The following is an 11590-nucleotide window of genomic DNA, read 5'->3' as shown; positions in this document are numbered from 1 at the left end:
ACTCTATATTGCTTGGTCTGGTGGGTTTGGTGTTGTGTATAAGAGATTGCGTTACGGGCGCGGCCTCATAGCGAGGCCGCGCCCGTATCGGCTTCTGCCTGTTCAGCACCGCTCGTCGCCCTGATTTTCTTCCCGCGCGCCGCCTTACGCCGCGCCACTTCGAGCGACTCATCGGAGCAACAATGTAGCTTGTGATCCATCTGGCCCATTTCCAGTTGCCTCGCACCGATCCCTCTGCTTACGGTGAACGTGAACTTCGAGTAGCCGCTTGAATATCAACCAACTAAGCCGCTAAAGGAAAACCGGGGACCGAATGACAATGAATAAGGAAAAGATCAGCGTCGATGACCTGCTCAGCCGACAGAGCGCACTCCCCCACCGTGCCATCATCAAGCCAGCCGCAGGCGACCATGTAGTAATCACTCCCGTAGTTGGCGGTGGTGGATGCGCATGCGAACACGCAATTACCGTAGAAAAAGCGGACATTGAGTCCGTAACCCCAACCGGTGACGCATACAACTGCTGCGGCGAAAAACTGCTTGTGGCGGAAGTTGAGTTCGTAAACGATACAGTTGCAGGAATCTTCCGCCAGTTGAGCGGACGCGCGGAAAGGTCCTCGCATATCAAATCTGTTGCACAGCCAGTCCGGCGAGGAAGTTCTGCCCGCGCAAGGCGTCCATTCACCCCTGAGCGAGACGACGACGAACCCTATACTTTTGACGACTGCATGGCCTGGTTTCACCAGTGCATGCAGGACTGCGGGTTTGCCGGCCCTTATAGTGATTGTGCAAATACGTGCCTAACCAACCTGAGGATCTGTCAGATCCTTGCGGGGTCTGGCTCCTCATCTAGGGATTACACGGGCGGTGGGGAATGAGCAACGGTAGCTGGACAGCGGGGAGGCGCGCACCGGTTCGTCCCCGACCTGGAGTGCCTGGCCGCCGCACCCGCCATTTCGAAGGAGGGCCCAGCACTTCAACACAGTTCCCAAGCCCGCCCATAAGCTTGGCCCTGAACACCAGGGCTTCAGCGTAGTCGGATGACGTCCGGTGCGTGACGATCTGTCGGGCATACCTTCCAGAACGTGACAGGCGCGGTTTCCAAGATCATAGAGTTCTCTACGCCCCGTGATCCGAGTGGAAGACCGTGCTTGCCGACGCATCATCACCGATCCCGCCCGCCCTTGACCAGCTCCGCGAGCAGCCCGAGCCCAGTCCCGAGGAGATCCCGGGGCTGCTGGAGCGGCTGGCCGAGGTGCCGGATCCGCGCCATCCGCGTGGAGTGCGCCATACCCTGGCCGTAGTGCTGGCGCTGACCGCGTGCGCGGTGCTGACCGAAGCGACCTCGCTGTTGGCGGTCGGTGAGTGGATCGCCGATGCCCCGGCCCACGTGCTGGAACGTCTCGGCGTCCGGCCGGATCCGCTGATGCCCAGGCGGCTGGTGCCGGCTGAGTCGACGGTCCGCCGGCTGCTGACCCGCATCGACGGCGACGCGCTGGACCAGGCGGTGGGTCGCTGGCTCGCCGACCGCCGCCCGAAAGCAGCCGGTGTAGCTGACCTGCGCGGGGTGTCCGTGGACGGCAAGAGTCTGCGCGGCACCGCCAAGGCGAACGGCCGCAGGATCCACCTGTGGACGGTCAAGTAATTCCCCAAGGGCGCTGGTCAGGGAATTCCCCAGGTGCTGGGCTGGTCTACTCGTCTGAGTTCGCGCCGTCGGTTGGGAGATGAGCGACCACGAGGGCGGCGGCTTCCTCTGGTGTGTCTGCTTCGCCGAGCAGGGTGGAGTATCCGGTCGAGTAGACCTTGTAGGGCGGCCCACCGCAGACGATGAACGGCAGGTCGTCGGGGTCCGAGCGATCCCAGGACGGGGCAGATCGCAGGAACTTCAGGGTGCCGTGGCTCGGCCATGGGTAGAGGCAGCGGAGCCTTGGCTGGGCATGCGCGGCTTCGACGACCAGCGGGTCCCCTTGCCGGGTCCCCGGAGTGCGCTCCAGCAGCTGACGCCAGGCGGTCGGGATGTCAGGGGCTTCAGGCATGAGGCGATCGTCCAAGATCACGGGGCTGGGGACAAGTAGCACTGCCGCAGCCCCGTGTCGGCAGGCGAGTGCTATCCGATCGGCGGCGTGTCGATCTTGCTGGCGGGGTTCCTCGGCCTCTTGTTGGGCCGGTAGCTGGGGCCGTTCATGATGACCTGATGGCCGGTGTTGATCAGCCGGTCCAGCAGCGACTCGGCGACGACGGGGTTGGGGAAGAGGGGATACCAGTCGCTGGGAGCCCGGTTGCTGGTGATGATCAGCGACCGGCCCTGCCGCTCGGAGACCAGTTCGTATAGGCCGTCGGCCTGGGCCGCGCTCAGCTGCCGCATGGCGAAGTCGTCCAGGATGAGGACGTCGGGTCGGATCAGCTCCCGCATGCGCTTGTCCCAGGTGCGATCCGCATGGCCGCCGGCGAGCTCGGCCAGGACCCGGCTGGTCTTCGCGAAGCGGACGTTCGCACCCTGCCGGACGGCGAGGTGACCCAGGGCCTGGGCGACGTGTGTCTTGCCCACGCCGACGGGTCCGAACAAGATCACCGACTCGCTGGCGTGGAGCCAGCGCAGGGCGGTGGAACCGCCCGTGACGTTCCAGGGGTACCTCATCGTCGACGGGAGCTCGCGCGCCGGATCGGCACGGCCGATGTGGCGCTGGCGCCCTGTCCGGTGGAGACGTTCGAGCTGTCGGTGCTGGAGGCACTGGCCTGCGGCACCCCTGTAGTGGCGCCAGCAGACGGCGCGTCCTCGGAGCTGCTCGCCCCCGGATTCAGATGCCCGAATGTAGGTACGCGGCCCAGAGTGAGGGCAATCCGCTCAGGTCCATCGAGGCGGGCAGGTCGTAGCCGTCGCGGATCAGGCGGACGGCCCGGTGGAGCGCGTACGCCGAGCGGTCCGGGTCCAGCCCCCCGGCCCCGTTCCCCAGCCCGTCGTAGAACAACTCGGCGACGGTCACCGCGAGTTCGTCGTCGATCTCCCACAGTGTGCCGATCACGTGGGGGAACCCGGCGAGCTGGAAGGCCGAGGTGAGGTGGATGGCCTCGTCGAGCAGCTCGGCGGTGTCGATGGCCGCCGTCCGGCAGGCCGAGAGGTAGGCCAGCCGGGCCCGTCCCAGTTCGACGGCGGCGAGGCCCGCGACGGTCAGCGGGTCGTCCGCGTGGTCGTGCAGCAGGAGCAGGCTCCGGGAGGGGTCGGCGGGGTCGCTCGAACCGTGGCAGCAGAAGTGCGCGATCGAGCAGTCCGGCAGCTGCTCCAGGACGGCGGCCTTCGTCGGCACTGGCGACCCCCGGCCGGCCGGATCCTCGCCGGGGCCCGGCTCCCGCAACAGCACCGGGGCCGGCAGCCGCTCGAGCAGGACCGCCGCCTCCTTCCCGACGTGCCTCAGCCGTCCGTCGCGGGGCAGGCCGGGCGTGGTCGGCATCGCCACGACCAGGCTGCGCGCCGGCCTGGCCGTCGCGGCGGTCCGGGCGCGTTCACGGGCGTGGCGCAGCGCGCGGATCGTCGGAGCGTAGGAGGAGACGACCCGGTCCATCACCGTGCGCCGGTCCGGACGGTCTCGCGGGTCGTCGTGGTGGCCTGCGGCGTGTAGGGGGAGCAGCCCCAGCAGGCCGCCCGGCACCCACCACACCCGCGGCCAGTCCTTCGTGTCGCCGGGCTGCCCGTGGAACCCCAACGCGTGCAGCACCGGGCCCGCGGCCGCGTCCCACAGCCACCGAAGGACCTCGGCCATGGCGGCCTCGGCCTCGACCCGCTCGTCCTGGTCCGGGCTCGACGTATCCCGTTGCGCCCGCAGGAAGGTGTCGATCCGTTCGGCCAGGGGCTGCAGGGCCAGGTCTGGCAGGTTCAGGGCCCGGATGCCGCGCTCGGTGACCAGCAGCGCGTCACTGCGGTACGCGCTGGTGTTGAACACCACGACGGGACCGTGGGCCGCCTGGGCGCGGAGTTTGGCCGGGGCGGGTGGCAGCGCGAAGGTGTCGAAGCCTTTCCGTGTGCGGATCTCCGTCAGCAGGTCGGCGAAGTCCCGGGCGAGCAGGTGCCGTTCGCGCGGCGGCTCGTCCGCGGTCGGCCTGTGCGTCGCCGTTCCGTGGCTGGTCGGCCCGGGGACGGCACTGCCAGGTGCGGCGGCGTCGGCGGGGCTGTCGAGCCGTTCCCGTAGGTCGCTGAAGCGCTCGGCGAGTTCGCGGTGGTGCTTGCGCAGGTCGGTCAGGTCGTTGCGGGTCTCCAGGGCCTGGCTGAGCAGGACGGCCCGGCCGGTCTCCAACAGGCCCAGGGCGCGTTCGGCCCGCCCGGCGGGGGTTCCGCCCGGGGCGGCGAGGGCCAGCGCGGCGGCGTCGCCCACCAGTCCGGAGAAATGGGCCATGGCGTACTGCTGGTCGCCGCGCTCCAGGCGTCGGGGCGCCACCTGTGGAAGCAGCAGGACCGCGCTCTCCGCCGCGTTCGCCGCGGCGGCCAGGTCGCCCGACGCGGCGAGCAGGCCCGCCGCCTGGGCCGCCTCCACGATCCGGCGGCCGGGCGCGGCGGACCGCACCTTCGAGGCCGCCAGCCGGCAGGAGATCGCTTCGCGCAGGTCAGCCGGCCTCTGCGCGCGCTGGTAGCGGGTCAGCAGGCTGCTGGCGAGGTTGGACAGCCCCAGCGCGTAGTCGGGGTGGTGGGCGGGGACGGCGCTGACCGTCTCCGTCAGATGGTCGATCGCCGCGTCCAGGTCGGCGGGCGACTTCGTCAGCTCGAACCTGCGCTGGAGCGCGCCGCCCAGGTTGTTCAGCATCGCGACCCGTTCGAGGCTGTCCGTCGGGGCGGCGGCCACCGCCTCGCCCAGGCGGTCGATCGCCGCGTCCAGGTCGGCGGGCGACTTCGTCAGCTCGAACCTGCGCTGGAGCGCGCCGCCCAGGTTGGTCAGGATGCCGGCCAGGCCGGGCGTGCCCCCGGCGCGGGACGCCGCCTCCGTGAAGCAGTTGATCGCGCCGTCCAGGTCCGCGTCCCGGTTCGTCCGGTCGTAGCGGGAGCGCAGTGCCATTCCGAGCTTGGACAGCCGCACCGCGCGCTGGGAGTGGCCGGCGGGAGTGAGGGTGACCGCCCGGGTCAGGCTGGCCACGGCGGCGTCCGCGTCCGCCGCCGTGGCCAGCCGCTCGCTCCGGTCTCGCAGCGCGTTGCCGAGGTTGGTCAGCGGGACCGAGCGCTCGTCGTCGTCGTCGGCGGCCTCCTCCGCCGCCCGGAAGTGGTCGACTGCGGCGTCCAGGTCCTCCAGCGCTCCCGTGTGCTCGAAGCGGGCCCGCCGCGCCATGCCGAGGTTGTTCAGGACACCGACCCGGTGCAGCAGCTCGGGCGGCGTGGACTCCAGCAGCTCCGTCAAGTATCCGATGGCGGCGTCCGTGTCCGCCGGCGTCCCCATCAGCTCGCCCCGCTTGCCCAGCGCGCCGCCGAGCGCGATGAACAGCGAGGCCCGCTCGGGGTGGTCCGGTGGAGTGATGGGCGCTGCCGCGCGGGTCTGGTCGATCACGGCGTCCAGGTCCGCCATCTCACCAGTCAGCTCGAAGCGGACCTGCAGCGCCTGGGTGAGCCGGACCAGCCGCGTCGTCCGGTCGGGACGGTCGGGACGGTCAGGGGGGCCGGACTGCCCGGGGGCGTCGCTCAGAACGGCGTCCACGGCCTGCCGCAGGCAGCCGATCGCGCTGTGCACGTCCGCAAGCGCCCGTCGGTCCAGGGCGCGCTGGATGAGCGCGCCGCCAAGGTGGAACCGCTGCGTGGCGCGCTCATCCGGGTCGACGGCGGCGGCCACCGCCTCGTCGAAGCGGTCGATCGCCGCGTCCAGGTCGGACGGCCGGTCCGTCCTGTTGTAGCGGAGGCGCAGGCTCTCACCGAGGTGGCACAGCCTCCTGGCCCGGTCGGGGTGACCGGGAGGGGTCACCGCCACGGCCTCCAGGAAACGGCCGATCGCGGCGTCCACGTCCGCCACCACGCCCCTGCGCAGGAAGCGGAAGCGCAGGGCCTCACCGAGGTCGAACAGGCGCTCCGCGCGGTCGGCGGCGTTGGTCGCGGTGTCCACCGCGGCCGCGAAGCGCTCGACCAGGTCGTGCGTGCCCGCTCGCACCTCCCGGTCCCCGGACCGGTGCTCGGATAGCTCCTGCCGGAGGGAGAGGATCCGGGGCAGCTCGGGGTGGTCGGGGGCGGCGATGGCCGCCGCCTCATCCACGTGCGCGATCGCCGCGTCCAGGTCAGCCGCTGCGCCCGCCCAGGCGAACCTGCTGCGTAGCGCCATCGCCAGGTTGAGCAGCATGACCGAGCGGTCGAGGGCGTCGATCGAGACGTCGGCGGCCAGGCGCAGGACGCGGATCGCCTCCTCCGCGTCCGCCGCGTTCCCCTGCCGCTCGAAGCGCCGCCGCAGGGCGTTCCCCAGGTTGCCCAGCCGCCGCGCCCGGTCGGGGTGGTCGGCGGGGCCGGCGGTCCCCGCGGCCTGTCCCACCGTGATGATGGCGTCCAGGTCCGCCGGGTCGTCGAGCCGTTCGTAGCGGTCCTCCAGGGCGATCCCGAGGTGGAACAGCCGGTCGGCGCGGTAGGGGTGGTCGGCCGGGGTGGCCTGGACGATGCGCTGCCACAGCCGAACGGCGTGGGAGAGCACGCCGGGGTCGGGGGAGAACTGCGAGCGCTCCAGCAGTTCGGTGGCATCCGGGACGGCGGCCTTGGCGAGGTTCGGCAGCATGATCTCGGGCACGCCGGGCACGCCCAGCACGAAGCACAGTCCAAAGGCATCGTGGGCTGCCGTGAAGTCCTCCTCGTCCTCGCCCTCGGGCAGGGCCTGGTAGCGGAGCCAGTGGAACCAGCCGAGCACGTACGCCGCTTCGGTGTCGCCGTCCGCGAAGTCCTCGGTCAGCGCCCGGGCTTCGTCGAGCGCCGCGGGCTCCAGCAGCGGGGCCGTGTTCTCCTCCTGGGCGACCCGGTTGATCCGGGCCCACACCGCCACCAGTCGTGCCGCACGCGTCATGTCGCTGTTCACCCATCCTTCGTGAAGGCGGTCCCACGGGACCGCGAACGGTCGGACCGGGCCGCGGCGGACGCGCCGCGCCGGGTCGGTTCGGGTCGTACGGGGTCAGGCCGGGAGCGTCGGCGCGGTACCACTCGGAGACGCGGACGGGAGCGGCCGGGGAACCAGGAGCCCGGCGAGGCGCGCGCCGTCGGCGGCGGTGAGCGGGCCCGAGCAGTCGAGGCCGAGCCGGCGCGCGAGGTCGCCCGCGTGCAGCCGGACGACGGCCTCCAGGAGGGTGGCGTAGGCGTCGGCGGCGGCCCGGAAGCGGAGGTGCCCGGTGAGGGCGAGTGCCGCCGCGACGATCAGCGCGGGCCACCACCACAGGGCCAGCGGCAGGTACAGCACGGCCCAGGCGGTGAGCATCGCCGCGCGGGTCAGGGCCTGCCGGGCGGCGGTGACCTCGGCGCGCGGCAGGTCCGGGAGGGTCAGCCACAGGTGCGGCCACAGCACAGCCAGGTCAAGCCCGAAATCGCGTCGAACGCGCAGCGCGGCGAGGTGGACGCGGTCCCCGCTCCAGGTGGGCCGCACGGGCTCCTCGGTGCTGACGCGGTGGGCGGCCGCGCGCGCCTCGACTGAGGCTTCCAGGGCGGCCGGGCGGGAGCCGGGGTCGGCGATGTGGTCCCGGGCCCGGGCCCGGCGTGCCAGTTCCCGCCGGTGCTGCCAGCGGGCGTGCCGCCGCCGGGTGGCGAGGTCCGCCCAGGCGCGGGCTCCGGCGGGCCAGCCGCGCCAGTCGGCGGCCAGGTGCAGCCGTTCCACCAGGGATCCGAGCGCCTGCGCGACCACCCCGACCCCGGCAGCCGCGACGCCCACGGCGGCGAGCAGCACCGCCTGGCCGCCGAAGACGCCGAGCGCGGGGGCCTTCGCCCAAGCGCCGACCCGGTCGGCCAGCCGGGCGGCGTCGAACGCGTGCGTGTGTCCGAGCAGGTCCGCCGCCACTCCGACGGCCAGATAGAGCGCGCCCGGCAGGACCAGTATGGTGAGCCACTTCTCGGCGAGTTTCTTCCCCAGTTCCGCGAGCACGCAGCCGACCCCCTCAGTCCTCGCGGCGCACCAGCGGCGCTCCGTTCACGGCGCACCGGGGCGCACCGGCGCGGGCGTCGGGCGACTCGTGGCGAAGGCAGCGGTGCAGCGGGCACAGCAGCATGGGATCGACCGGGACGGCGTGGTCGACACCCACCGTGAACAGACCCCGATCGTTCGTCAGGCCCGCGTGGGTGTAGGCGTCCAGTCCCTGCCGGTCGCCGGTGGCCCGCAGCGCCCGGTGCAGCGCGTCGAGCAGACCCGGCAGCTCCTGTTCCTCCCGGTCCTGCGTCAGGACGGCGTCCAGCGACGTCGCAGCGGCCGGCGCGCTGGCGTGGAGCCGCCGGCGGATCTCGGACTCGTGCGTGCACGCCGCGGCGAGCCGCAACGCGTCTTCCTCATCGAGCACTTGTGCTCTCCCCCTGATCGTCCGACCGGAGCCGGGCAGGCCTGGCCCGCCGCTCCCGGTCGGTCCCCACCTCCGTACGGGCACTGTGCCACTGGTGCGTTGACGGCGTTGTGGTGTCAAGAAGTTCGCTGCGTGATCGTGACGGAGCCGTAGTCGATCGTATGGAAAGTATGGAGATCTGGTGGGCGTTGACCGGATCGGAGCCTCCGTGTCCCCGCCCGCCCCGGTCATGGCGAACACGACAGTGCCCCAACGCCCGGGACCGGCGCAACATGTGGTCTGTTCGTCCCTCACTGACACCGCTGGCGATCCCGCCAGCCGCCCTCGATGAACAAGCCGGACCAGAAAGTCCCCAGCTCACAGGACTGTTTCCGGCATGGATGCAACACCGATGCCACATTCACGCACCGGCGGCGGCCGCACCAATCTGCTTCGCCGGCCCCTGCCAGCACCGGTCCGGCCCATCTTGCTGTTGATCCGGGCGACCAGTTGGCGGCCGATCAGGCGTAGTTGGGCCGCGGAGACGGGGTGGAGGTCGAGCCGTCCGGCCGCGAGGACCAGTCGCTGCCGGTCCAGTACTTCGCCACCTGACGGCCCCTCAACGTACCGGTGATCTTGGCGGTCAGTGGGTCGTACTCGGGGATGCAGGTCGCGTTGGGCGACACGTTGAGCTTGGCGGGGTCGCCGTTGACGCTCCACAGTTGGCTGCACGCCTCGATGGGCCGCGGGTGGCTGCCGCCGTCGGGGTCGCACGTGAGCGTCACCTCCCTGACGGGTCCGTCGTCGGCTGGCCGGACCAGGCGTGTGCCCTGCTCACAGCCCCGGTAGGCCCAACCCCACTCGCGCGGTTCCACCGCCCCCGGCGCGTCGCCGCGCACGCGGATGAAGTAAGCCTCCTAGCCGGCAGCGAGCGCCTTGAGCAGCCGGCGGGGCGGGGAGGTCTCTTCGAGGACATCTCCGTCGCAGTAGATGGGGGATGCGGTGGTCACGCGCTCATCGTGGCCCGGCGCCCACGGACCCGACGGCCTGAGAAAGTCGGCAGGCACCCGTTCGCATGATCCGGCCCCGCGAAGGCCTTGGTCCTGGCTCTGCGCGGCCGCGCCGATCAGCGGCTGCGGCGGACGAGGACCTTAAGCACCTCCCGGGCGTCGCGGCGGCGGGTTTCGGTTGGGGCGACGACCGCGGTGATGGCGGCGGTGGAGATGGCGAGGGCGTACCAGCAGCCGCTAGCCGCAGCGATGAGGGCGGCGTTCTGGAAGACGGTGGACATCGGGATCTCTCCAGTGGGTCGGAGCCGGATGGAGTCGCGGTCCGGCGGTAGCGGAGGTGACGGCCTGGGGCCCGCCCGGCTCGGGCGGTGTCCGGCGCCGGGCGGGCGGGGTGGGTCAGTTCGCGGTGGCGAGGTCCTGGAGCTGGCCGGCGAGGTCGTCGCTGGGGAGGCTGATCGGTCCGTACTCCTCGTCCCGCACGGGTTCGAGTTCGTCCAGGGCTTCGCGCAGCGCCGGGTCCGGCGGGTGCGGGACCGCTGTGGGGGCCCGGTAGTCACCGGCAATCGGCAGGCAGAGGAGGACGTAGTCCGCCAGCGGGGGCACCGCGGGCGGTCGTACGTCTCCCTTCGGGGGGCTTGCTTCCAGGCGGGCGGCCTCCAGGAACCAGTGCTGGGCGGCCTTCAACTCGCCCAGGCGGGCGTGGTGGAGGTAGAGGGCGTAGCAGGCGGTGGGTTCTTCGGCGCCGCCAGCGAACTGCCACCAGAATTGGGCTTCCTGGTAGCGGCCGACGAGGTAGAGCAGGCAGGCGAAGACGAGGGCGCCTCGGGGGTCGAGGCGGACGTCGGCGTCGTGGCCGAGTTGGTGGAGGGCGGAGCTGGCCCAGTCCTCGTTGATGACCATGCTGGCGAGGGTGAGCAGGTCGCGGTCGGCGTAGTCGTGGATGCTGAGGTTCTCGGGTCGGGGGCCGCCCGGTCGGCTGCGCTGGCGCTCGGTGGGTTGGCGGGCGGCGGGGACGGCAGGGGCGGAGGGCTCCAGGGAGGCGGAGGCGCTGCAGAAGCAGGTGTCCTGTCGGGCGGGGCGCTCGTCGGCGGTGCGGCGGGCGCGCTGGGTGGCGAGCCGCTGGGCGATGCGCCGGCGGCTGGATTCCGCATCGTAGATCGGTGTGGGGCCCGCGGCTCCGATGCCGCCCCCGGTCAGCAGGATGTCGAGCGGGTTCACGGATCACTCCTCGTCAGTCGTGCCGTCGGACTCCAGTGTCCGGCGTGGTGCGAGACGTCCTCGCAGCCGTGTTCTTGCCTGGGAGATCAGGGACCGGACCGTCCCTTCCTCGATGCCCATGACTTCCGCGATCTGGGGCGGTTCGTAGCAGCCGAGGAAGCGCAGTACGACGACGTCGTGCTGGCGTCCTGGCAGGTCCTGGATCGCGCGGGCGACGCTGATGCCGACTTCGAGGTCGCCGACCATGCTCTGGTCGATCTCCTCCAGCACCCGTTCGGCGCGCTTGATCAGCGCGTAGGCGAACGCGGCCTCCTCGATGAGTGCCAGTTGCTGGCGTCGCCAGTCGCACTCCGTCTCGACGACCCGGCGCAGCAGGGCCCAGGCGTAGGCGGCGGGGCGGGGCTGGCAGACGACGCGTTCCCAGGCCCCGGCGAGCGCGAGGAAGACATCCTCGACCAGTTCGCTGGCGACGTCGGCGTCGCCGAGGTGGGCAAACGCGTAGTCCATGTAGCGCTGGGCGTGGAGGTCGTGGAACCCGACGAAGGCTATGGGCAGTTCGGCCGGGATCGCTGCGGGGTTCGGTGCGCGGGTGCCGGCGGCGTCGGCCGCGTCGGCGGGCGGGGAGTCGCTCACCGGGACCCCCGGCTCGGGTCCGGCACCTCGCTGCGCGGAGCGGTGCGGCGGCGGCGGGCTGTCGATGCCGAGGTGGGCGCCGTGCAGGGGATGGCGCCCGCGTCGGCGTCGGCAGCCGCGGCGCGGGGGTCGCCGGGGAGTGCGGCGGCGGTGCCGGCCAAGGGGGGTACAGGGAGGGGGCTAGGGCCTGTTTTAGAAGGCGTCGAAGGTGTGCCTTGTTGGCCGCCCGGGGAAGCTCCGGGCGGCCAACCAGAGGATGAGGTCGCGGGCGAT

11 protein-coding genes and 1 pseudogene are annotated in these 11590 nt (G+C 71.6%); 2 read left to right on the top strand and 10 right to left on the bottom strand.

The genetic code is table 11. The features are described 5' to 3' along the window. Positions 1-283: 283 nt before the first annotated feature. Entirely contained in the window at positions 284-622 is a 339-nt protein-coding gene (locus ACFVU9_RS44640) for a hypothetical protein (RefSeq protein ID WP_387603696.1), read from the bottom strand. Between the two features lie 524 nt (positions 623-1146). Here ACFVU9_RS44640 and ACFVU9_RS44635 point away from each other — a divergent pair. After that, on the top strand, positions 1147-1644 hold the full coding sequence (locus ACFVU9_RS44635; protein ID WP_387603693.1) for a transposase family protein: 498 nt from the start codon (positions 1147-1149) through the stop codon (positions 1642-1644). A 46-nt stretch (positions 1645-1690) separates the two neighbouring features. On the opposite strand, the gene ACFVU9_RS44630 is transcribed toward ACFVU9_RS44635, so the two are convergent. Both ACFVU9_RS44630 and ACFVU9_RS44625 read right to left on the bottom strand, forming a co-directional pair. After that, entirely contained in the window at positions 1691-2035 is a 345-nt protein-coding gene (locus ACFVU9_RS44630; protein WP_387603690.1) for a DUF6193 family natural product biosynthesis protein, read from the bottom strand. A 71-nt stretch (positions 2036-2106) separates the two neighbouring features. Continuing rightward, positions 2107-2637, bottom strand: a complete 531-nt coding sequence (locus tag ACFVU9_RS44625; RefSeq protein ID WP_387603687.1) for an ATP-binding protein — start codon at positions 2635-2637, stop codon at positions 2107-2109. Here ACFVU9_RS44625 and ACFVU9_RS44620 point away from each other — a divergent pair. Beyond that, positions 2584-2739 (top strand): annotated as a pseudogene (locus tag ACFVU9_RS44620) (hypothetical protein); the annotation flags it as partial. The gene ACFVU9_RS44625 and the pseudogene ACFVU9_RS44620 overlap by 54 nt on opposite strands. 58 nt (positions 2740-2797) lie before the next feature. Here the strand turns inward: ACFVU9_RS44620 and ACFVU9_RS44615 are convergent. The 7 genes from ACFVU9_RS44615 to ACFVU9_RS44585 form a co-directional block, all read right to left on the bottom strand. Then, positions 2798-7018: a CHAT domain-containing protein gene (locus tag ACFVU9_RS44615; RefSeq protein WP_387603684.1), complete on the bottom strand. Its 4221-nt coding sequence runs from the start codon at positions 7016-7018 to the stop codon at positions 2798-2800. Between the two features lie 93 nt (positions 7019-7111). Continuing rightward, the gene (locus tag ACFVU9_RS44610) at positions 7112-8068 is read right to left on the bottom strand and encodes a hypothetical protein (RefSeq protein WP_387603681.1); all 957 of its coding nucleotides are present in this window, start codon (positions 8066-8068) and stop codon (positions 7112-7114) included. Between the two features lie 13 nt (positions 8069-8081). Then, on the bottom strand, positions 8082-8477 hold the full coding sequence (locus ACFVU9_RS44605; RefSeq protein ID WP_387603678.1) for a hypothetical protein: 396 nt from the start codon (positions 8475-8477) through the stop codon (positions 8082-8084). 500 nt (positions 8478-8977) lie between these two features. Further along, a complete protein-coding gene (locus tag ACFVU9_RS44600; protein ID WP_387603675.1) occupies positions 8978-9241 on the bottom strand; it encodes an SSI family serine proteinase inhibitor in 264 nt (87 codons plus the stop codon). 341 nt (positions 9242-9582) lie between these two features. Beyond that, complete coding sequence (locus tag ACFVU9_RS44595; protein WP_387603672.1) at positions 9583-9747, bottom strand: hypothetical protein; 165 nt, start codon at positions 9745-9747, stop codon at positions 9583-9585. Positions 9748-9862: 115 nt separating this feature from the next. Then, a complete protein-coding gene (locus tag ACFVU9_RS44590; RefSeq protein WP_387603669.1) occupies positions 9863-10684 on the bottom strand; it encodes a hypothetical protein in 822 nt (273 codons plus the stop codon). A 3-nt stretch (positions 10685-10687) separates the two neighbouring features. Further along, positions 10688-11317: an RNA polymerase sigma factor gene (locus tag ACFVU9_RS44585; protein ID WP_387603666.1), complete on the bottom strand. Its 630-nt coding sequence runs from the start codon at positions 11315-11317 to the stop codon at positions 10688-10690. Between the last annotated feature and the right edge of the window lie 273 nt (positions 11318-11590).

The sequence above is a fragment of the Kitasatospora sp. NPDC057936 genome (assembly GCF_042887525.1).
In the GTDB taxonomy this organism is placed as follows: Bacteria; Actinomycetota; Actinomycetes; order Streptomycetales; family Streptomycetaceae; genus Kitasatospora.
This window is presented reverse-complemented; position numbering and strand designations above follow the sequence as displayed.

Excerpts from the sequence above, each read along its gene's own strand:
- ACFVU9_RS44640 (WP_387603696.1), bottom strand. The coding sequence starts at position 622 with ATGCGAGGACCTTTCCGCGCGTCCGCTCAACTGGCGGAAGATTCCTGC.
- ACFVU9_RS44625 (WP_387603687.1), bottom strand. The coding sequence starts at position 2,637 with ATGAGGTACCCCTGGAACGTCACGGGCGGTTCCACCGCCCTGCGCTGG.
- ACFVU9_RS44630 (WP_387603690.1), bottom strand. The coding sequence starts at position 2,035 with ATGCCTGAAGCCCCTGACATCCCGACCGCCTGGCGTCAGCTGCTGGAG.
- ACFVU9_RS44595 (WP_387603672.1), bottom strand. The coding sequence starts at position 9,747 with ATGTCCACCGTCTTCCAGAACGCCGCCCTCATCGCTGCGGCTAGCGGC.